The 20,844-nt window shown below is 70.3% G+C and carries 13 protein-coding genes; 5 read left to right on the top strand and 8 right to left on the bottom strand.

Translation table 11 applies throughout. The features are described 5' to 3' along the window. Positions 1 to 51 precede the first annotated feature (51 nt). Positions 52 to 1,320, bottom strand: coding sequence for an MFS transporter (locus G4D86_RS25750; RefSeq protein ID WP_163996665.1), 1,269 nt, complete (start codon positions 1,318 to 1,320; stop codon positions 52 to 54). Between the two features lie 300 nt (positions 1,321 to 1,620). Here G4D86_RS25750 and G4D86_RS25745 point away from each other — a divergent pair, with 300 nt between their 5' ends. Beyond that, positions 1,621 to 3,477 carry an SBBP repeat-containing protein gene (locus G4D86_RS25745; protein ID WP_163996664.1) on the top strand — a complete coding sequence of 619 codons (1,857 nt, stop codon included), beginning with the start codon at positions 1,621 to 1,623 and terminating at the stop codon, positions 3,475 to 3,477. Positions 3,478 to 3,523: 46 nt separating this feature from the next. Here G4D86_RS25745 and G4D86_RS25740 read toward each other — a convergent pair whose 3' ends face one another. Continuing rightward, positions 3,524 to 4,813 (bottom strand): hypothetical protein, encoded by a 1,290-nt coding sequence (locus G4D86_RS25740; protein ID WP_163996663.1) that lies wholly within the window; start codon positions 4,811 to 4,813, stop codon positions 3,524 to 3,526. A gap of 98 nt (positions 4,814 to 4,911) precedes the next feature. Between G4D86_RS25740 and G4D86_RS25735 the strand changes: the two genes are divergently transcribed. After that, on the top strand, positions 4,912 to 6,066 hold the full coding sequence (locus G4D86_RS25735) for a sensor histidine kinase (RefSeq protein ID WP_163996662.1): 1,155 nt from the start codon (positions 4,912 to 4,914) through the stop codon (positions 6,064 to 6,066). Further along, on the top strand, positions 6,059 to 6,889 hold the full coding sequence (locus tag G4D86_RS25730) for a LytR/AlgR family response regulator transcription factor (RefSeq protein ID WP_163996661.1): 831 nt from the start codon (positions 6,059 to 6,061) through the stop codon (positions 6,887 to 6,889). The genes G4D86_RS25735 and G4D86_RS25730 overlap by 8 nt, the downstream gene beginning before the upstream one ends. Here the strand turns inward: G4D86_RS25730 and G4D86_RS25725 are convergent. The 3 genes from G4D86_RS25725 to G4D86_RS25715 form a co-directional block, all read right to left on the bottom strand. Then, positions 6,881 to 9,466: a response regulator gene (locus tag G4D86_RS25725; RefSeq protein ID WP_163996660.1), complete on the bottom strand. Its 2,586-nt coding sequence runs from the start codon at positions 9,464 to 9,466 to the stop codon at positions 6,881 to 6,883. The genes G4D86_RS25730 and G4D86_RS25725 overlap by 9 nt on opposite strands. Before the next feature lie 522 nt (positions 9,467 to 9,988). Further along, positions 9,989 to 11,095, bottom strand: coding sequence for an isopenicillin N synthase family dioxygenase (locus tag G4D86_RS25720; RefSeq protein ID WP_163996710.1), 1,107 nt, complete (start codon positions 11,093 to 11,095; stop codon positions 9,989 to 9,991). Positions 11,096 to 11,235: 140 nt separating this feature from the next. Next, positions 11,236 to 12,108 (bottom strand): Uma2 family endonuclease, encoded by an 873-nt coding sequence (locus G4D86_RS25715; RefSeq protein ID WP_163996709.1) that lies wholly within the window; start codon positions 12,106 to 12,108, stop codon positions 11,236 to 11,238. A gap of 243 nt (positions 12,109 to 12,351) precedes the next feature. Here G4D86_RS25715 and G4D86_RS25710 point away from each other — a divergent pair, with 243 nt between their 5' ends. Together G4D86_RS25710 and G4D86_RS25705 are read left to right on the top strand one after the other, a co-directional pair. Next, positions 12,352 to 13,632: a dicarboxylate/amino acid:cation symporter gene (locus G4D86_RS25710; RefSeq protein WP_163996659.1), complete on the top strand. Its 1,281-nt coding sequence runs from the start codon at positions 12,352 to 12,354 to the stop codon at positions 13,630 to 13,632. Positions 13,633 to 13,744: 112 nt separating this feature from the next. After that, a complete protein-coding gene (locus tag G4D86_RS25705; RefSeq protein WP_163996658.1) occupies positions 13,745 to 15,538 on the top strand; it encodes a thiamine pyrophosphate-requiring protein in 1,794 nt (597 codons plus the stop codon). A gap of 9 nt (positions 15,539 to 15,547) precedes the next feature. Here G4D86_RS25705 and nrfD read toward each other — a convergent pair whose 3' ends face one another. The 3 genes from nrfD to fdh are packed head-to-tail and all read right to left on the bottom strand — an operon-like array spanning position 15,548 to position 20,778. Continuing rightward, positions 15,548 to 16,708 (bottom strand): NrfD/PsrC family molybdoenzyme membrane anchor subunit, encoded by a 1,161-nt coding sequence (nrfD, locus tag G4D86_RS25700; protein ID WP_240360469.1) that lies wholly within the window; start codon positions 16,706 to 16,708, stop codon positions 15,548 to 15,550. Continuing rightward, on the bottom strand, positions 16,705 to 17,502 hold the full coding sequence (locus G4D86_RS25695) for a 4Fe-4S dicluster domain-containing protein (protein ID WP_163996657.1): 798 nt from the start codon (positions 17,500 to 17,502) through the stop codon (positions 16,705 to 16,707). The genes nrfD and G4D86_RS25695 overlap by 4 nt, the downstream gene beginning before the upstream one ends. 3 nt (positions 17,503 to 17,505) lie before the next feature. Next, complete coding sequence (gene fdh / locus G4D86_RS25690) at positions 17,506 to 20,778, bottom strand: formate dehydrogenase (RefSeq protein WP_205519729.1); 3,273 nt, start codon at positions 20,776 to 20,778, stop codon at positions 17,506 to 17,508. Positions 20,779 to 20,844: the final 66 nt, after the last annotated feature.

Raw genomic sequence — 20,844 nt, 5'->3', positions numbered from 1 at the left:
CGCGCGGCAGGCGGATATCGGACGCAAGGGCACCCGCGTGCCCGGCCCGCGTCAGGTGCTGGAGTGCGACTGGGCGGCGGCCTGCGGGCTGCCGGCCGTCTCCTCGTAGTCGAGGTCGCGGTGGAAGGTCTCCTCGATGCGCAGCAGCGCGAGGAGCGCGAGGCCGAAGCAGAGGCTGCCGACGATGAGGGCCGCGTTCGCCACGGTGAGGCCCTCCAGGCCCTTGAGCCAGGCGAAGCCGCTGGCCGCGAGCGCCGCCGAGCCGCGCACGAAGTTGGGCACCGTCGTCGCCACGGTGGCGCGGATGTTGGTGCCGAACTGCTCGGCCGCCATCGTCACCAGCACCGCCCAGTAGCCCACGGTGATGCCCATGAAGAAGCTGAGGACGTACACCATGGTGCTGGTGAGCCCGGGGACGAGCCCGTAGAGGAGCATCAGCGCGAAGCCCGCGGTGAGGTTGAGGGCCACCGCGCGCTTGCGGCTCTTGAGCCACTGGCTGAAGACGCCCGCGAGCAGGTCGCCAATCGTCAGGCCGATGGAGCCGTAGAGGATGGCGTTGCCGGCCGTCACCGTGCCCTGCACGCCCAGGCCCGCCGTCAGCTCCGGGGCGAAGGTGAAGAGGATGCCCGTGGTGAAGTAGATGGGCACGCCGATGAGGATGCAGCAGATGTACTTGAGGAAGCGCCCGCCCTGCAGGAGGAGGAAGGGGTTGGCGCGCGACGGGTCCATCTTCTTGGTGAACAGCTCCGACTCGGAGACCTTGAAGCGCGTGAACAGCAGCGCGAGGCCCATCAGGCCGCCGGAGATGTAGGCCGTCTTCCAGCTCAGGTGCTGGCCGAGGAAGGCGGCGGCGACGATGCCGAGCATGCCCAGCGTGGCGACGACGGTGGTGCCCAGGCCGCGCTTGTCCTTCGGCAGGGACTCGGCGACCAGGGTGATGGCCGCGCCCAGCTCGCCCGCGAGGCCCACGCCGCCGAGGAAGCGGCAGATGGCGTAGCCGTTTACGTCCCAGACGAACGCGTTGGCCAGGTTGGCGAACGAGTACAGGAGGATGGAGCCGAACATCACCGAGAGGCGCCCGCGCTTGTCGCCAATCACGCCCCAGATGAGCCCGCCGAACATCATGCCCACCATCTGCGCGTTGTAGATGAGCAGGCCCTTCTGGAGGATCTCCGCCGGGTCCGTGATGCCGAGGTCGATGAGCGACGCGCGGCGCACCACGCCGAACAGCGTGATGTCGAAGAGGTCGACGAAGTACCCAAGCCCGGCGACCACGACGGTCAGGTTCAGGACCGAGCGGAGATCTCTCAGGAATTTCATAGGGGGATTAAGGGACCTAACGGGTCATGGAGCAAGGGGCATGCACCGTGCCGGGGAGGGTGCCGCCCCTTGAGAGGGCGCGTGAGATATGAATCAGCATTCAGGTCCGGGCAGACAGGCTATCCGCCCGGGACGCCCTGCCGGTCAAGACGCGGCGCGGCGTCAGGGCTTCGTCCCCTCTGGGGACGGCTTCGTCCCTGGGTCCGGCGGTTTCATCACATTGATACCGGGCGTATGGGCAGGCGCCGGTAAGTCCTCGGCTGTTTCCGTGCATTCACGCACGGACTCCGAGGAGGCATTGTGAGAATCCCGAAGTCCATCCGAAGCATCTTTCTGTCGTCCGCGCTGGTGCTGGTGTCCGCGCCGGGCTGCGGGGGTGAGTCGTCCCCGTCCCCCGAGGCCACGGGCGCGCCGCGCAGCCAGGAGCAGGCGCTGGCGTGTGAGAACATGGTTCCTGTCATGACGGGGGCCTCCACGCCCTCTGGCCTCGTGTCGCGCTCCGGGGTCTTCAGCACGTCGTACGAGGCCTGGCAGGCGTTCGACGGCACCAACTCCATGTGGCTCTCCTTGGAGAACCAGACGCCGGCGTGGATTGGCTACCAGTGGTTCAACGGGGCGAAGACCATCCAGCGCTACGCCATCACCTACACCAACGGCTCCATCACCACGCGGGCGCCCAAGCAGTGGACGTTCGAGGGCTGGAACGGCTCCGCCTGGGTGGTGCTGGATACCCGGACGAACCAGGTCAACTGGGCGGGCTTCGAGCGGCGCGAGTTCGCGGTGGCGTCTCCCGGCGCGTACACCCGCTACAAGCTGAACATCACGGACGACAACGACACGCGCTCCGGCATCGTCGTGGCGTCCATTGGCAAGCTGGAGCTGCTCAACTGCACCACGTCGACGTATCCGGCGAAGCAGGCCCTGTGGACGCGGACCACCGGCTCGCCGGGGGGCTTCACGCGCGTGCATGACCTCACCGGGGACCCGGCCGGGCGCACGTACATCACGGGCATGACGCAGCCAGGGCTGGATGGCGCCCCGCTCGTCGGCCTGCTGGATGGCTTCCTCCAGGCGCGGGACTGGAACGGAGCGAAGCTCTGGTCGGCGCAGATTGGCGCGCCCGGTGGCATCGCCCTGGGCTACGGCGTCGCGCACAATTCGACGTGGGAGGACATCTATGTGGGCGGTTTCGTGGACGGCTCCGTCGATGGAACCCCGACGACGGGCTTCCGGGAGGCGCTGCTGACGAAGTACCGCTACACCGGCGTAAAGCAGTGGACCCGGCAGCTCGGGAACGCGGGCTCCAGCACGGAGGGTTATGGCGTGGCAGTGGACGGCCTGGACAACGTCCTCATCGCCGGCACGGTGGAGGGCGCCCTGGACGGCAATCCCGCCATCGGCACGTCGGACGCCTTCGTGGCGAAGTACGACGCCGCCGGCAACCGGCTGTGGACGCGGAAGGTGGGCGCGGCGAGCACGCGGACGAACGGGCGGCGCGTTTCCGCGGATGGCGCGGGGAATGTCTACGTGTCCGGCTGGACGGCGGGGGCGCTCGACGGGAACGTGCGCATGGGAGCGCAGGACCTGTTCGTCGTGAAGTACAACGGCGCCGGCGTGAAGCAGTGGACGCGGCAGCTCGGGTCGCCTTCGACGGACGTGTGGCTGTATGGCTCGGCGGTGGACCCGGCGGGCAGCATCTACGTCTCGGGCTACAGCGGGGGCGGCCTGGACGGCAACCCGAACCCGACGTCCGGCTCGGATGCCTTCATGACGAAGTATGACCCGGCCGGCGTGAAGCAGTGGACGCGGGAGCTCAGTGGTGCGGGCGGCGGTTCCTGGTCCATGGGGCTCTTCATCGATGCCAGCGGCGTGTACCTGTCGGGCAGCGGCGCCGGTGATGTCGGCAACGCTGCGGGCGCCAGCACGACGGCGGCGCACAACTTCGTCGCGAGGTACGACACGGCCGGCAACCGGCAGTGGGTCGTCCAGCAGGACGCGGCGCGGCTCAATGGCGCGGACGTGGTGACGTACGGCACCGGGGTGACGGTTGACGCGACCGGGAACCTGTACGTCGGGGGCTTCACCAGCGGCTCCCTCGACGGCAACACGGTGATGGGAGACCCGGACGGCTTCGTGACGAAGCTCCCGAAGCCGTAGTGGAAGCGCGGCGCGGCGGGCCTGGAAGCACGGGCCCGCCGCGCCGTCACTCCTCCGCGCCGGAAGGGATGGTGGCCACGATGGCGCTGGCGATGGTCTGCCGCTCGCCCTCAGGGTCGGCGGCGCGGAACGCGGCCAGTCGCTCGCGGGCCTCGGTGTATCGGCGGAGTCCGACGAGGGCGATGATCTCCGCCTCCCGGGCCTTTCGCACCGCGAGGCGCTCCTCCCGGGTCTCTCCGGGGGCCCAGGCGTCGAGGAAGGAACGACACATCACGACGGAGACATCATGGAGTCGCTCATGCGCCGGCCTGTCGCAGCGCTCGCGGGCGAGCTCCCAGCTCACCCGTGTGGTGGGCTCGCCCCGGCTCTCGAGTCGGGCGCGCTCCTTCGCCAGTTTCTCGTCCAGTTCGCGCAGCGAGTCCTCCAGCTCCCGCCGTTCGCGCTGCTCGGAGGCGACCCTCATCGCGGTGGACCTCGCGAGGCTGTCGACGGCGGGAGCCAGGGGGCTGTCCGGGAAGCGCCGGAGGAAGGCTTCGCCCACCTCGGGCACCTTCGCGTGGTGGCCCAGCGTGCCCAGGGCATTCATCCACTGCCACCCGGCCTGCTCGGCGGGGAGACGCCCGAGGTAGCGGGGCAGGTCCATCCGGAAGATGCGCTCCGCCTCCCGCGCCAGCGAGCGCGGGCGGCTCCGGATGAGGTAGCCGTCGATCAGCTCCAGCGCCACCGCCGAGCGCTCCTCGGCGGGCTGGTGCGGGTCGTCGAGCAGGGCGCGCAGCTCGGCCTCCTGGAAGTCGTGGGTGGGCACCAGCTCGCTCGCGTGCCCCGTGCGGGGTGTGTCGAGCCGGGCCAGGTCCTGTCGTTGGGTGGAGGTGGCCGCGCGGGGAGCCGGCGAAGCGCTGGTGGCGCTGACGCTGTGGGGGCGAGCGGGCGCGAGCGGAGCCGGAGGCCTGCTGGTGGTGCCGGAGCTGCCTGGAGTGGCGGCCGCGAGCGGAGCCGGAGACTCGCCGGTGGCACCGGGGCCTTGGGGGATGGATGGCGCGCGCGGCGCTTGCGACGCTTCGGTGGCACCGGGACTGCTCGGCCCCGGCGCCGTCGGTGTCACGGGTTCAGGACGCAGGAGGAAGGCGCCGACTCCGGGCAGTGCCAGCCCCGCCGCGACCAGCAACGCGGTGAGCACCGTGGAGGGACGGAGTCCGCGAGCGGCCCGGTGGCCTGGCGACGGTTCCGGGACGTCCTCTTCCTCCACGTACAGCGTGCCTCCTCGCACGCGGGACGGAGGCGTGGGCGGGGCAGGTGGGTCGTCGTCGGGCTCGGAGCCCAGGGAACCGGTAGTCACAGCGCCGCGAGAGCATAGCTCAGGGGGGCCCCCTTCCTGAGAACGCCGCGCGGGGCGGTTCGTCCGCTACGCTGGGGCCTTCGAGGGTGCGAGAGGTCATGAGCCACGGCGGCGCATGGGAGACGGTGGATGCCCCGGAACGCCCGGCGCGGTGGCCCGCGACGCTGAAGGTGTGGGCGCTCGGCATGGCGGCGGGCACCCTGGGCGCGCTGCCACATGCCTTGCGCGCGTATGCGCATGAGCCGCGCGACTTCTTCTTCAAGCTGGCCCTGGAGCTGGTGCCCTACAGCGCCTGGGCGCTCCTGGGCCCGCTGGTCCTGGCCGTCTTCCAGCGCGTGCCGCTGGAGGGGCCAGAGCTGGGGCGCCGCCTGGGCGTGTTGCTGGTGGCGGGCGCGGGCTTCGCGCAGCTCCACGTGTTGCTCCTCGCGCCCGCCATGGCCGTGCTCCAGCAGTGGAGCGCGCGCGGCGTGTCCTTTCTCGCGGGCCTGCGAGACCTGCTCCTGGCGCGCGGCGCGATAGGCTACTTCGAGTACCTGCTCTTCCTCGCCGCCTGGGTCGCGCTCCGGGCCGCGAGGCGCGCGCGAGAGCGGGAGCTCGCGGAGTCACGCCTCGCGGTGCAGCTCGCGGAGACCCGGCTGCGGGCCCTGCGCGCGCAGCTCGACCCGCACTTCCTCTTCAACACGCTCAACGCCGTCACGGGCCTGGTGCGCCAGCAGCGCAACCCGGAAGCGGTGGAGGCACTGGTGGAGCTGGGCCATCTGCTGCGCGCGAGCCTGGAGGGGCGCGGCGACCACGAGGTGCCGCTGGAGGAGGAGCTGGAATTGGTGCGGCGCTATCTGGGCATCGAGCAGCTCCGGTTCGGCGGTCGCCTGGAGGTGCGCCTGGAGCCCGAGCCCGGGACGCTGCGCGCTCGAGTGCCGTCGCTCATCCTCCAGCCGCTGGTGGAGAACGCCATCAAGCACGGCACCGCGCGCCGCGCCGGCCGGGGCCACATCCTCGTGCGCAGCGTGCGCGCCGGAGACGTGCTGCGGCTGGAGGTGCGCGATGACGGCCCGGGGCTCCGGGCGGGTGGGGCAGGGGGCACGGGCATCGGCGTGGCCAACACGCGAGACCGAATCCGCCAGCGCTATGGCTCACCCTATGGTCTGACGCTGGAGGACCTGCCGGAGGGAGGCGTGCTCGCGCGCGTCGAATTGCCCTTCGTGGAGGCCCGTAAGGACATGACGGACGAGGAGGTTCGGAGCCGTGCGTGAGGGCAATGGAGAGCAGGCCGGCTGGCGCGTGCTGGTCGTGGATGACGAGCCGCTGGCGCGCGACAACGTCAAGCACCTGCTGGCCCGCGCGCCGGACGTCACGGCCGTGCGCGAGTGCGAGGGAGGACGCGAGGCCGTGGAGGTCATCCTCCGCGAGCGGCCGGACCTCGTGTTCCTCGACGTGCAGATGCCGGAGGTGGACGGCTTCGGCGTGCTGCGCGAGGTGGGGCCGGAGCGGATGCCGCCGGTCATCTTCGTGACGGCATTCGACCGGTACGCGGTGAAGGCCTTCGAGGCGAGCGCGCTGGACTACCTGCTCAAGCCCTTTGGCGACCGGCGCTTCGAGGAGGCGCTGGAGCGCGCGAGGCGGCAGCGGGCCCAGGGTCGGGACAAGGCCCTGCTGGAGCGGCTGTCCGCGCTGCTCGACCTCCACCGGGGCCACGCGCCGGAGCCCGAGCGCACGGTGCCCGCGCCCCCGGAGGGCGGCTACATCGAGCGCATCGCCGTGAAGACGAACGGCAAGGTGCTGCTGCTTCCGGTGCAGGAGCTGGACTGGTGCGAGGCGGAGGGCAACTACGTGGTGCTGCACGCGGGCGGCCGCAGTCCCATGCTGCGCGAGACGCTGAATCAGGTGGAGCAGTGGCTGGACCCGCGCCGCTTCGTGCGGGTGCACCGCTCCACTCTCGTCAACGTGGAGCGCATCCGCGAGCTGGAGCCGGACGTCGACAAGGGCTGGGTGGTGGTGCTGCGCGACAACACGCGCCTGCGGCTGAGCCCCGGCCGCAAGGCCGCGGTGGAGGCGCTGCTGCGCCAGTCATTCTGAGCGCGAGCGCCCCAGCTTCTCGAGGGCCCGCTCCAGCCGGGTGAGGTCGTACGGCTTCGGCAACACCACCGCCCGCGACAGCGCGTCTCCGCTCCCCTGAGTCAGGTTGCCGCCGTGGCCGGAGGCGATGATGACGCCCAGTCCCGGCTCGGCGACGAGGGCCCGGCGCGCCAGCTCCACGCCCGACATGCCGGGCAGGCTCACGTCGGTGAAGAGGATGTCGATGTGCGAGCTGGCCAGCACCTCCTGGGCCTCCTCCGCGCTCGCGACGGCGAGCACATCGTGCCCCAGGCTCTCCAGCAACTCACTCGCGGGGAGGCGGATCTGCTCGTCGTCCTCCACGAAGAGGATGCGCAGCGGGGCCGCCTTCGCGGGAGCTCGCTCCGGCCCGGTGCGCGCGGCCGCCGCCGCCAGCGTCTCGCGGTCCGCGAGCCGCTGCTGGCGGGTCCGGAGCAACTGGCGCACCTTGCGGGCCAGGTCCTCCCGCCGGTAGGGCTTGCTCAGCAGGTGGACGCCCGGGTCCAGCCGGCCGCCGTGGACGATGGCGTTCTCCGTGTAGCCCGACGTGAAGAGCACCTCGAGGTCCGGTAGCAGCGCCCGGGCCTGCCTTGCCAGCTCGGGACTGCGCAGCGGGCCCGGCATCACCACGTCGGTGAAGAGCAGGTCGATGGGGATGCCGCTCTGGAGCACCGCGAGCGCGCTGACGCCGTCCGAGGCCTTGAGCACGTGGTAGCCCAGCTCCGTCAGCAGCTCCACTGCGGTGGCGCGCACCTCGGGGTCGTCCTCGACGACGAGCAGCGTCTCCGTGCCGCCCTCGACCTGCTCCATGACGGTGTCGGTGCGCGCGACCTCCGCCTGGAGTGAGCGGGGGAGGTAGATCTTGATGGTCGTCCCGTGCCCCACCTCGCTGTAGATCTTGATGTGGCCGCCGCTCTGCTTGACGAAGCCATACACCATGCTCAGCCCGAGCCCCGTGCCGCGGCCCTCGGGCTTGGTCGTGAAGAAGGGCTCGAAGGCGCGCTCCATGACCTCCGGCGACATGCCGCAGCCGGTGTCGGAGACGGCCAGCAGCACGTACTGGCCGGCCGCTGCCTCCGGGTGCAGCTGGGCGTAGTGGTCGTCCAGCATCGCGTTGCCGGCCTCGAGGGTCAGCTTGCCCTCGCTGTCCATGGCGTCGCGGGCGTTGATAGCCAGGTTGAGGATGACGTTCTCGAGCTGGTTGGGGTCGGCGAACGTGTTCCAGAGGCCACCGCCGATGATGGTCTCCAGCTCCACGTCCTCCCCGAGCGCGCGGCGCAGCAGGTCGTCCATGCCGCGCAGCAGGCGGCCGAGGTTGATGACGGTAGGCTCCAGCGGCTGCTGCCGGGCGAAGGCGAGCAGCTGCGCCGCGAGCCGGGCGCCACGGTCGACGGCGCCCATGGCGGTGGTGACACGCCGCCGGGCTGGCCCGTTGGTGCCCAGCTCCCGGTCCAGGAGCTGGAGGTTGCCGCCGATGACCTGGAGCAGGTTGTTGAAGTCGTGCGCCACGCCGCCGGTGAGCTTGCCCACCGCTTCCATCTTCTGAGCCTGCCGCAGCGCGGCCTCGGTCTGCCGGCGCTCGGCCTCGCTGTCCTCGAGGGCGCGGGTGCGCTCGCGGACCAGGTCCTCCAGGTGGTCGCGATAGCGGCGCAGCTCGTCCTGCGCGCGCTTCTGCTCGGTGATGTCGTGGCCCTGGACGAAGATGCCGGAGATGCGCCCGTCCGGCTCGATGACGGGCTGGTACATCAGGTCGATGTAGACCTCGTCGAGCGGTGCGCCGGGGTCCCGCTGGAGGAGGACCTTCAGGCCATGGCCGACGAAGGCCTTGCCCGTGGTGACGACGCCGTCGAGCAGCTCGAAGTAGCCCTGTCCCGCCACCTCGGGCAGCGCGTCCCGGACGGGCCGGCCGATGATCTCCCGGTGCCCGACGAGCTGGTAGTAGGCCTTGTTGACGAGCTCGAAGACGTGCTGTCGCCCGCGGAGGAAGCACATGAAGCCGGGCGCCTGTTCGAAGAGGCGGCGCAGGTGGCGCCGCTCCGCGTCCAGCGTCAGGTTGGCTTCCTGGACGAGCTGGGCGCGCTCGAGGAGCCCCGCTTCGACCTGCTCCCGCGAGGTATCGGCCAGGTCTTGCGCCTGCACCGCCTGCTTCAGCCGCTGCAGCTCGGTGACCTCCACGGTGTGCTGGAGGATGAAGGTCACTTCCCTGGCGGCATCGAGGATGGGCGTGTGGGTGGCGCTCCAGTACCGCTCCTCGACGGCCGTGCCGTGGTCCGTCTCCCGGGGCACGCGGTAGGGAACCAGCGCGAGGCTGTCCGGGACGCGCTCCCTGAGGACCCGGGCGAAGGACTCCCTCAGCATGCGCGCGCTGGCGTTGTCGGGGTTGTCGGGGTCGTTCGGGAACGCGTCGAGGACGTAACGCCCGAGGAGGTTCTCGAGCCGGCTCGCGGTCACCCGGAGATAGGCGGTATTGGCCGCGACGTACCTCAGCTCGCGGTCCAGCAGCATGTAGGGGTTGGGCGAGGCTTCGAAGAGCGACTTGAAGTCGATGAGGTCGGGCATCGTGCTGGGAGGTGGCGCTCGTCGTCCTCTGCCGACCGCGCCGGGTCGGGCGTGCGGTCTCATTAGCTTGGGGGCGCTCCGCGATGCGACGGCGAACGTCGGTGCCGGCTTGAAGCGTTGAGCAAGAGGACCTGAAGTCGCCCGGTCGTGTTGTCTCAATGACAGTCGCCACCACGTGGCGACGCCGTGCAGTAAGTGGCGTGCCTACATGAACGCGTCTTCAGCCATTTTTCCGGGGTCGCGGCGCGGTCCGGAGGAGGGGCCGCAAAGGGCAATGCCTACATGAACAGGCCTTCAGTCAGTTTTGGGCGGGCGGACCGCGAGCGCGCACCGGTGCCGGGGCGGCGCACAAACCAGCAATGCCTACATGAACGGATTATCAGTCAGTTTCGCGAGCGACGGGTGCCCCGGACGGGACACGCCGGACGCGGCGAAGGTCAAATGCAATCATAAACACAGACGAAAAATGTCTGTGTTTATGATTGTATGAGCTGTGATTGTGTTTCGCTGTATCAGCGACGCCTACGACTCGGAGCGCTGGCGGTTGAGGCGGTCGTAGTGGCGGTAGCCCAGCTTGTCGAGCGCGCTCGGGGGCGCGAGGCCGATGTCCACGAGCGTCTTGATGTCGTACGTGCCCGCGAGCACCGGCGGCGCGTAGTTCCGGACGGCGTCGGGGGTGCGGAACTTCGGCAGCGGGTAGAGCACCGCGCTCGTGTGCACGTGCATGAAGTGCGCGGCGGACTGGCGCTGCCAGCCCGCCGAGCCCGGGGCGGTGATGACGTGGGGCGTGGCCAGGAAGGTGCCGCCCGTGAGGATCTCCAGCTGCTGGCCCACCTGGGCCACGATGCAGCCGGCGGGGGCGGTGCCGCGCACCATCTGCCCCTTCGGGTCCTCGGCCGTCGCGCGGGTGCGGAGGTACAGGCCGCTCTTGTTGTCGGGGCCCGGCGCCGCGCGTCCGGCCGGGTCGAGGAACCGGCCTCCGGGCAGCAGCGTGAGCAGGTTGAAGTCGGTGTGCTCCTCGCCCCAGACGATGTCCGTGTTCACCTGCGACGCGGTGAGCGGCAGGTACTGGAGCGCGCGCGTGACGTGCGGGGCGCGCTGGCAGTAGTCGGAGAACACCGTCTCCGGCAGGCCCAGCGCCAGGGCCGAGCCGCGCAGCAGCTTCAGGCCGGCCTCGTGGAGCGAGCGGCCCAGCTGCATGATGCCGTCCTGGAAGTAGGCGGGCGCGTCCGGGGGCCAGACGTTCTCCGGGTACAGCTCGGGGAACTCCATGGCGGACTGCTCGTCGTTGGGGTACGGCGCGACGAAGTAGCACTCCTTGAAGTCCGGCTGGCCGTTGCCCGCGACGGCGACCTCGGTGTTCGGGGGCGTCCAGCCGCGCTGGTACCAGATGTCGGCGCGGCCGTAGGGCTTCTTGACCTCGGCGGGGCGGGCGATGAACTCGGCGAACGCGTCGTAGAAGCGGTTGAGGGCCTGCGTGTCGACGCCGTGGTTCTTCAGGTACACGAGACCGAAGACGCCAAACGCCTCACGGAGCGCCGCGGCGCCGCGCTCGATACGCGCCGGGTCTTCCGACGCGAGGTCGGCGAGGTCGACAGTGGGGATGTTGAGCGAAGAGGTCTCGGCCATGGTGGCCAAGGTGTATCGCTCCTCGGGCCCGAAGGGGAGACCCTGCTGAGGGGATGGGCTCCGCCAGCCGGGGGGGCGACCGCCTCCTACCTGCCCCCCGGGTGAGGAGGGCAGGGGAAAAACCGGATCAGCCGGGGAGGTCAGTGGGGCTGGCGCTGGCCCAGCCGGGCCTCCAGCTCGGCCAGGCGGCGCTCGGCGTCCTCTCGGCGACGGGTTTCTTCCTGGCGCAGGCGGGTTTCTTCCTCGCGGCGGCGGGTTTCTTCCTCGCGCAGTCGGGCTGCTTCCGCCAGGCGGCGCTCCAGGTCCTGGTTCCGCAGCGTCGCCTCATCCGCGCGGCGCTGGACCTGCTCCATCATCCCCTGCATGCGCTCCAGTAGCTCTGCGGATTCGAGCAGCAGCTCGTCTCCCGCCCACAGTCGCAGTTTCTCGTCCACGACCTCCAGCTCCAGACCCAGCGTCTGTGAGACGAAGCGCCCCTGCCTGGGCGTCATGGGCGTGTACGTCCGCGCCTCGGGAGTCGCCAGCCGATACCCCAGCAGCGCCTCCTTCGAGCGGTCGTAGATGAAGTACTCGGGGATGCCCAGCCGGGCGTAGCGCTTCACGTTGTATTCGGCGTCCTTCTTGCGGTCGCCGCCGACGTGGACCTCCATGACCCAGTCCAGGCCCTTTCCCTCCTTGCTGACCATCCACTTGCCTCGCTTGTGGGGCTCGGCATCGAGCACCACCAGCAGGTCCGGGGCGAAGCGCCGCTCACCCGGGTAGTAGATGGGGAGCTCCGAGCCGATATAGACCTTGCGCTTCTTGCGGCCGAAGTAGCCCAGGAGCGCGTCCCGCGTATCCGCCTTGCCGTAGTAGTGGAGGTCGCCCTCCGGCATCGCCAGCTCTTCGTCCGTCACTTCATCGGGCAGGGACTCCACCACCCGCGCCCGCTCCTCCGGTCCCATCACATCCCACTCCGCTTGCGTGGGGGCCCGGGGGAAGGCCTCTCCACGTTCGTTCGCGTGCCGTCCCATGCCCTGAAGCGTGCTGTGCACGGCCACGGTCGTCAATGCCCCCACGGCCTCCTCAGCAAGCGACGGGCCGGGCAGCAGCAGCCCGCTTCACTCCCGCACTTCGCGCTTTCCGGGCCCAGCCGCCATCCAGCTTCAGAGGCGGTGTCCCCGTCCACGGACACTTCAACTCCGTCCCGCCCGCGAACTCCTGCGCGCCCCCAGGCACTCCGTTATCGTCCGCCGTCGCTCCGCGAGGTGCCCACCGTGAAGACGCTCTTCTCCGCCTGGTTCCGCATTCCCTTCTGGCAGCGTGTGCTCGGGGGCTTCGTGCTCGGGGCGCTGGTCGGCTGGCTGGTGGGGCCTCCCGCGGGCCCGTGGTTCCAGCCGCTGGGCACGCTCTACGTCAACCTCATCAAGATGATCGCCACGCCGCTGGTGTTCTTCGCGGTCATCAACGCGGTGGCCGCGCTCCACGGGCAGAAGAGCGTGGCCGCGCTCGGCGGGAAGACGTTCCTCTGGTTCGCCATCACCGCCGCGCTCGCCGTCGGCGTGGGGCTCGGCACCGGCACCCTGCTCAAGCCCGGCGTCGGCGTGGGTCAGCTCCAGCTCGCCGAGTCCTATACCCCGCGCGAGGTCCCCGGCCCCGTGCAGGTCCTCCTCGACGTCGTGCCCACCAACCCCTTTGCCGCGCTCGCTGGAGGGAAGATCCTCCAGGTCATCTTCTTCGCCGGCCTCCTCGGCTTCGCCCTCGTCAAGCTGGGCGCGAAGACGGCGCGCCTGCGCGAGCTGGTCCGCGAGGCCAGCGACGCGATGATTCAAGTCACGCGCTTCGTGCTGGAGCTGACCCCGCTGGGCACCTTCGGCCTCATCGCCGCCCTCGTGGGCACCTACGGCTTCGAGCGCCTGCTGCCCCTGGGCCGCCTCGTGTTCGCGCTCTACCTCGCGTGCGCGCTGCACGTCGTCTTCGTCTACGGCGGCCTGCTGCTGGCGCACGGGCTCAACCCCCTGCGCTTCTTCCGCGGCGCCGCGCCCGGCATGCAGGTGGCCTTCGTCAGCTCGTCCAGCTTCGCGTCCATGCCGGTGGCCCTGCGCAGCGTCACGCACAACCTGGGCGTCAACAAGGACTACGCGGCCTTCGCCGTGCCGCTGGGCGCGAGCATCAAGATGGACGGCTGCGGCGCCATCTACCCGGCCATCGCCTCGCTCTTCGTCGCGCAGTACTTCGGCCTGCAGCTGTCCGCGTCGCAGTACTTCATCATCCTCCTCGCGTCCGTGCTGGGCAGCTTCGGCACCGCGGGCGTGCCCGGCACCGCGGTGGTCATGGCCACCGTGGTGCTCAGCTCCGCGGGCCTGCCGCTGGAGGGCCTGGGCTATCTCCTCGCCATCGACCGCGTGCTCGACATGATGCGCACGCTCACCAACGTCACCGGACAGATGCTCGTGCCGGTGCTGGTCGCCCGCGAGGAGGGGCTGCTCGACGAGGCCGTCTACAACCGCGCCGCCACCAACGTGGGCCTCGAGAAGGACGTGGCGGAGGCGGAGTGACTGCCTGAGGGCAGAGCACGGCGGAGGAGGGCCTGGCTGACTGCCCGGTCTTCTTCCCCTGCACCCGAGGTGTGCCCAGGTTGACCCTGCTGGCTCCAGCCCCGGGGAACCCATGAGCGCCACCGTCGCCGACTACCTCCTCTACCGCCTCTCACAGTGGGGCGTCCGCCGCATCTACGGCTACCCCGGTGATGGCATCAACGGCATCCTCGGCGCGCTCGGGCGCACCTCCGAGTTCGACTTCGTCCAGGCCCGCCACGAGGAGATGGCCGCCTTCATGGCGTGCGCCCACGCCAAGTTCACCGGGCAGCCCGGGGTGTGTCTGGCCACCTCGGGCCCCGGCGCCATCCACCTGCTCAACGGGCTCTACGACGCGAAGTTGGACCACCAGCCCGTGGTGGCCATCGTCGGGCAGCAGTCGCGCGCGGTGCTCGGCGGTCACTACCAGCAGGAAGTGGACCTGTTGTCCCTCTTCAAGGACGTGGCCAGCGAGTACGTCACCATGGTGACCAATCCCTCCGCCGTGCGCCACGCGGTGGACCGGGCGGTGCGCGTCGCCCTCTACGAGCGCACCGTGACGTGCATCATCCTCCCCAACGACATCCAGGAGGAGACGTACCAGAAGCCCGAGCGCGCCCATGGCACCGTCCACTCCAGCGTGGGCTACAGCGTGCCGCGCGTCCTGCCTCGCGACCCGGACCTGCGGCGCGCGGCGGACGTGCTCAACGCGGGGAAGAAGGTGGCCATGCTCGTGGGCGCCGGCGCGATGAACGCCGCCGACGAAGTCGTCCAGGTGGCGGAGCTACTCGGCGCGGGCGTGGCCAAGGCGCTGCTCGGCAAGGCCGTGCTGCCGGATGACCTGCCCTTCGTTACCGGCTCCATCGGTCTGCTCGGCACCAAGGCGAGCTGGGACCTGATGTCCGACTGCGACACCCTGCTGATGGTGGGCAGCAGCTTCCCGTACTCGGAGTTCCTGCCCAAGGAAGGGCAGGCGCGGGGCGTCCAGATTGACGTCGACGGCCGGATGCTCGCCCTCCGCTACCCGATGGAAGTCGCCTTGGTGGGCGACAGTCAGGAGACGCTGCGCGCGCTGATTCCGCTGCTCCAGCGCAAGCAGGACCGGAGCTGGCGCGACACCGTGGAGAAGAGCGTGCGTCAGTGGGGCAAGACGGCCGAGGCGCTGGCCATGGAGTCCGCCAACCCGCTCAACCCGCGGCGCGTCTTCTTCGAGCTGTCACCGAAGCTGCCCGACGATGTCATCCTCACGGCGGACTCGGGCTCGGGGACGAGCTGGTTCGCGCAGTACCTCCAGATTCGCAAGGGGATGATGGCGTCGCTGTCCGGCAACCTGGCCACCATGGGCTGCGCGGTGCCGTACGCCATCGGCGCGAAGTTCGCCTTCCCGCACCGGCCCGTCCTCGCCGTGGTGGGCGACGGCGCCATGCAGATGAGCGGCAATGGCGAGCTCGTCACGGTGGCGAAGTACTGGCGCGAGTGGAAGGACCCGCGCTTCATCGTCCTCGTCCTCAACAACCGCGACCTCAACATGGTGACGTGGGAGCAGCGCGTGCTGGCCGGAGACCCGAAGCTGCCCGCGACGCAGGACCTGCCCGACTTCCCCTACGCGCGCTACGCGGAGTCCATCGGCCTCAAGGGGATTCGCGTGGACCGGCCGGAGTCGCTCGCGCGCGCGTGGGATGAAGCGCTCAGCTCGGACCGGCCCGTCGTCTTCGAGGCGTATGTGGACCCCGACGTGCCGCTGCTCCCGCCGCACATCTCCTTCGAGCAGGCGAAGCACTACGCCCAGGCGCTGATGAAGGGCGACGTCAACTCGGGTGGCATCCTCAAGCAGTCCCTCAAGGGGATGGTGGACACGCTCCTGCCGCACAAGGGCGGCAAGGAGTAGGGCAGGGCGTCAGCGCAGCACGGGCAGGGGGAACTTCAGCGGCTTGCCGTCGGAGGCCACGGTGTTGCCCGCCACCTCCGCCGCGCCGAGTCCCTGACGCTGCCCCTGGAAGGTCGCCTGCGGATTGCGCGCGGACGCCTTGCCTGCGTGGAAGATGGCGAAGCGCGCCGCCAGCGCTCCCGCCGTGGTGAGCACGTCCGCGGCCACCTGCTTCCACCGCGCCCGGCCGGGCAGCACGTCCAGCACCAGCCCCGCCGCCGAGCACACGCGCGACGTCTTCCACAGCGTTCCGGAGAAGCCCTCGTGCAGCGGCCTCGCGACCTCGGGCACCCGTGCCGCGTCGCGCTCCACCGCGACGCCCATGACGAGCTCCGCCACCTTGCCCGCCAGGCGATAGGGGCGAAGCACACGCGCCTCGGCGGGCCCGTGCGGCAGGAGCGACAGCAGGCTCCCCGCCGCCGCCGTGGCCGAGGACATGAAGAACAGCGGCAGCGTGCGGTGCGTGGCCTGCCACACGGGAATCGCCGAGTTGCACAGCAGCACCGCCGTGTAGCCCGCCAGCGGCATGCCCAGCACTCCCGCGCCCGCCGTGGCGCACCGGCCCACCACGCCTGGCCAGCCGCGCCGCTGGCCCAGGAGCAGCCCCAGCGTGTTCAGCCCGCCAGAGGTGGCCAGCACCCACGAGCCGATGCTCATCGGCGACGTGGGGCGGAACACGCGCAGCATGTTCAGGAAGCGCGAAGGCCGGCCCAGGTCGTGGATGAGGAGCCCCGAGCTGAGCACGTCGCCCACCGTGCCCACCCACCGGCCGCGCCGTCCCAGCCGCTCCAGCTCCGGGCCGCCGGCCACGTCCGCCATGAAGCCGAGGAGGCTCGCCGCGCCCGCCGCGCCACCCACGTAGAGATACGTGGGGACGGACCAGATCCACACCGGCTCCTTCACGGCCGGCAGCCCGTAGTAGCTCGGTGCCGTCTCGCGCTCCGTCGCGAGCTGCGAGGGCAGGGTGGGCATGGGCCGCCGTTCCGGGTGCGGGTCCTCCGGGTCCTTCACCCGCTGCTGAGCGCCCTCGCCGGAGAGGACGCCCAGCGCCGGGTCCACATTGCGGCCGTCGCGCTTGCGCTGCAGCTTGTCCAGGAACGTCGGCTCGTTTCCGATGACGGGCGGGCTCACGGGCGCGCCTCCCGGCCGAGCAGCACGGAGCCCAGCGCCACCGCCGCCATGCCGAGCGCTCCCAGTGCCACCGCGCCCCAGGTCCGCCCCGCCTTCTTCGTCGGCACCACCGGGTCCGGTGGCAGGCCGTAGACCTCCGGCTTGTCCAGCAGCAGGAAGAAGGCGTTGAGCCCGCCCGTGCCCGGCTGGTTCTCCGCGTCCTTGCCGTACAGGTACGCGTCCGTCACGCCCCGCTCGTGCAGCGCGCGGATGCGGTTCTCCGCGCGGGCGTGCAGTTCATCCAGGTCCCCGAAGACGATGGACTCGGTGGGGCACGCCTTGGCGCAGGCCGGCGTCATGCCCTCGCCGAGCCGGTCGTAGCAGAGGGTGCACTTCCACGCGCGCCCGTCGTCCTCGCGCCGCGAGATGACGCCGAAGGGGCAGGCCACCACGCAGTAGCCGCAGCCGTTGCACACGTCCGGCTGCACGTACACCGTGTCGAACTCCGTCCGGATGATGGCGCCCGTGGGGCACGCCTCCAGGCATCCGGCGTGCTGGCAGTGCTTGCACACGTCCGACATCATCAGCCACGAGAAGTCCCCCACGCCCGTCGTCTGCCCCTGCAGCGGCACGGGCCGCTCCACGAAGGCCACGTGCCGCCACGTCGCGGAGCCCAGCGCCCCGGTGTTGTCGTAGGACATGCCGGTGAAGTGGAAGCCGTCGTCCGGAAGCTGGTTCCACTGCTTGCACGCCACCTCGCACGCCTTGCAGCCGATGCAGAGGGTGGTGTCGGTGAAGAAGCCCTTTTGTCCCATGGCCTACCGCTCCTGTTCCAGCTTCTCCTGCTGTGTGTCGTGCGCGTGCTCGGAGACGCGGAGGCTGTCGCGTCGCGCTTCGGGCGTCCCCGCCGGCAGCGCCGGTGCCACGGCACTCGTGGCGGAGCGCTCGCCGGTGGCGTGCCGGCCCGCGACGATGTCGCCGGTGAAGGCCTTGGACTCCTGTATCTCCACGTTGGGGTCCGCCACGAGGGGCAACAGGTCATTGGCCCCGCTCGCGCGGATGCGCCCCGTCACGCCCCAGTGGTAGGGCAGACCAATCTGGTGCACCCATGTCCCGTTCAACTTCAGCGGGCGGAGCCGCTCGGTGACGAGCACCCGGCACTCCAGGTCTCCGCGCGCGGTGCGCACCGTGGCCCAGCCGCCGTTCGTCAGGCCGCGCTCGGCCGCGAGCTCCGGAGACACCTCGCAGAACTGCTCGGGTTGCAGCTCGCTCAGCCAGGACAGCCAGCGGCTCATACCTCCCGCCGTGTGGTGCTCCGTCACGCGGTACGTGGTGAAGACGAAGGGGTAGCGCGGGTCCGCCCAGGCGCGGTGCAGCGGCACGTCCCGGCGCCGCCACTCCAGGCGCGCCGGGTTGCACTGCTGCCCGTAGAGCGCGTTCTCCACCGGAGACTCCGGTGGCTCGTAGTGCGTGGGCAGCGGGCCGTCCATCATGCCGCTGGGCGCGAAGAGCCAGGCCTTGCCGTCCACCTGCATGATGAACGGGTCCGTCCCGCCAAGGGCGTCCACACCGCGCGCGTCCTTGCCGGGGCGGTAGTCGGGTGGCCGGTCCGCGATGAAGTCCGGCACGTCCTCGCCGGTCCACCGCCGCTTTTCCGCGTCCCACCAGACGTACTTCTTCCGCTCGCTCCACGGCCGCCCTTCCGGGTCCGCCGACGCGCGGTTGTAGAGCATGCGCCGGTTGGCCGGCCACGCCCAGCCCCACTCGGGCGCCACCCAGGTCTGCTCGCGCCCCGGCTTGCGGCGCGCCGTCTGATTCACACCGTTCGCGTAGCAGCCCGAGTAGATCCAACAGCCCGAGGCCGTGCTGCCGTCGTCCTTCAAGTCGGAGAAGCCACTCACCAGCTTCCGGTCCGCCACGGTGTAGCCGTTGATCTCCTGGAGCACCGCCTCGGCGCTGGGCTCCGCAGCCCTACCGCGCGTGGGGTAGTCCCACGTCACGTCTTGAAGCGGCTGGTCCTTGCGCGCCTTCGAGCCGGCGTAGAGCGCCTTCAGCCTGCGGCCCAGGTGGTAGATGAAGTGCAGCTCGCTGCGCGCGTCGCCGGGCGGCTCCACTGCCTTGTCGCGCCACTGGAGCAGCCGCTGCGTATTGGTGAAGGTGCCCTCCTTCTCCGTGTGCGCTGCGGCGGGGAAGAAGAAGACCTCCGTGCGGATGTCCTCCGTCTTCACGTCGCCGCGCTGGATTTCGGGGGCGCGGCGCCAGAACTCGGCCGTCTCGATGAGGGTGAAGTCCCTCACCACCAGCCAGTCCAATTCGCGCAGGCCCTTGCGCTGGAGCGACCCGTGCGAGGAGCCCACGGCGGGGTTCTCCCCCATGACGAAGTAGCCCTTCACGCGGCCGTCCGCCATGTCCGCCACCGTCTGCATGTGCGAGTGGTTCCCCGTGAGCCGGGGCAGGTGGCCGAAGAGGAAGTGGTTCTCCTTCGTCGCGGCGTCACCGAACCAGGCCTTGAGGAGGGACACGGCGTACTTCGGGAGGTTGCTCCACCAGCCCGTGCTGGCTTCGTGGTCCTCCAGGTACTGGTCCAGGTCCAGCCCCTGCTTCGCATGGGGCATGGGCATGTAGCCCGGCAGCAGGTTGTAGAGGGTGGGAACGTCCGTCGAGCCCTGGATGGACGCATGGCCGCGCAGCGCCATGATTCCGCCGCCGGGCCGACCGATGTTGCCCAGCAGGAGCTGGAGGATGGACGCGGTGCGGATGTACTGCACGCCCACCGTGTGCTGCGTCCACCCCACCGCGTAGCAGAACGCGCTGGTGCGCTCGCGGCCCGAGTTGGCGCACAGCGCCTCCGCCACCTTCAGGAACTGCGCCTCCGGCACGCCGCACACCTTCGCGACGATGGCCGGCGTGTAGCGCCGGAAGTGCCGCTTCAGGAGCTGGAAGACACAGCGCGGGTGCTGGAGCGTGGAGTCCTTGTTCGCCTCGAAGCGGGCGGAGCCGCTCTCATCGCCGCCCTTGCCGGCGCCGGGCTCGGCGTAGAGTTCCTTGTGGCCTCCCGCGGGCACGGTGCCGCCCACGCCCTCGTACTGCCAGGTGGCGATGTCGTACTTGCCTTCCTCCGACTGGTAGCCGCTGAAGAACCCGTCCAGGTCCTCCGTGTCCTGGAAGCCCTCACGGATGATGTTGGCGGCGTTGGTGTAGTGGAGGACGTAGTCCTTGAAGTAGCGCTCGTGCTCCAGCACGTAGTGGATGAGCCCGCCCAGGAAGGCGATGTCCGAGCCCGCGCGGATGGGCACGTGCAGGTCCGCCATGGCGCTGGTGCGCGTGAAGCGCGGGTCCACGTGGATGAGCGTGGCACCGCGCTCCTTGGCCTCCATCACCCACTGGAAGCCCACCGGGTGACACTCGGCCATGTTGGAGCCCTGGATGACGATGCAGTCCGCGTTCCTCAGGTCCTGCTGGAACGTCGTCGCGCCGCCTCGACCGAACGAGATGCCCAGACCGGGCACCGTGGACGAGTGTCATATTCGAGCCTGGTTCTCCACCTGCACGATGCCCAGCGCGGTGAAGAGCTTCTTGATGAGGTAGTTCTCCTCGTTGTCCAGCGTGGCGCCGCCCAGGTGCGCGATGCCCAGGGTGCGATTCACGTCCAATCCGTTGACGTCCGTGTCCTCCCACGTCGCGTCGCGCGTGCGCTTCACGCGCTCGGCCACCATGTCCATGGCCTGCTCCAGCGGGAGCTTCTCCCACTCGGTGCCGCCGGGCCGGCGGTAGAGCACGTCGCGGACGCGGTGGTTGCCGGTGACGAGCTGGAAGGTGGCGGCACCCTTGGGACACAGGCGGCCGCGCGAGATGGGCGAGTCCGGGTCCCCCTCGATGTCGAGGATGCGGCCGTCCTTCACGTACACGTCCTGCCCGCAGCCCACCGCGCAGTAGGGGCAGACGGACTTCACGACGCGGTCGGCCCGCACGGTGCGCGGCTCGAGCGTACGACTGCGCTCGCTCATCGCCGTGTCCCCGAGCGCGGTGGTGTCACCCTTCCGCAACTGCCGGAACACCGGCCAGCGGCCGAGCAGGTCGAGCACTCCCAAAGCGGGCCTCCCGCGTGAGTCACACGTCAGCGCGGAAGAAGATGGGGCCGGACCGTTGGCGTGGGG

The sequence above is a fragment of the Pyxidicoccus caerfyrddinensis genome (assembly GCF_010894405.1).
Classification (GTDB): domain Bacteria; phylum Myxococcota; class Myxococcia; order Myxococcales; family Myxococcaceae; genus Myxococcus; species Myxococcus caerfyrddinensis.
The sequence above is the reverse complement of the archived record's forward strand: the minus strand, read 5'-3'. Positions and strand labels throughout refer to the sequence as shown.

Coding starts and splice junctions, on each gene's coding strand:
- G4D86_RS25750 (WP_163996665.1), bottom strand. CDS start 1,320: ATGAAATTCCTGAGAGATCTCCGCTCGGTCCTGAACCTGACCGTCGTG.
- G4D86_RS25735 (WP_163996662.1), top strand. CDS start 4,912: ATGAGCCACGGCGGCGCATGGGAGACGGTGGATGCCCCGGAACGCCCG.
- G4D86_RS25725 (WP_163996660.1), bottom strand. CDS start 9,466: ATGCCCGACCTCATCGACTTCAAGTCGCTCTTCGAAGCCTCGCCCAAC.
- G4D86_RS25720 (WP_163996710.1), bottom strand. CDS start 11,095: ATGGCCGAGACCTCTTCGCTCAACATCCCCACTGTCGACCTCGCCGAC.
- G4D86_RS25715 (WP_163996709.1), bottom strand. CDS start 12,108: ATGGGACGGCACGCGAACGAACGTGGAGAGGCCTTCCCCCGGGCCCCC.
- G4D86_RS25705 (WP_163996658.1), top strand. CDS start 13,745: ATGAGCGCCACCGTCGCCGACTACCTCCTCTACCGCCTCTCACAGTGG.
- G4D86_RS25695 (WP_163996657.1), bottom strand. CDS start 17,502: ATGGGACAAAAGGGCTTCTTCACCGACACCACCCTCTGCATCGGCTGC.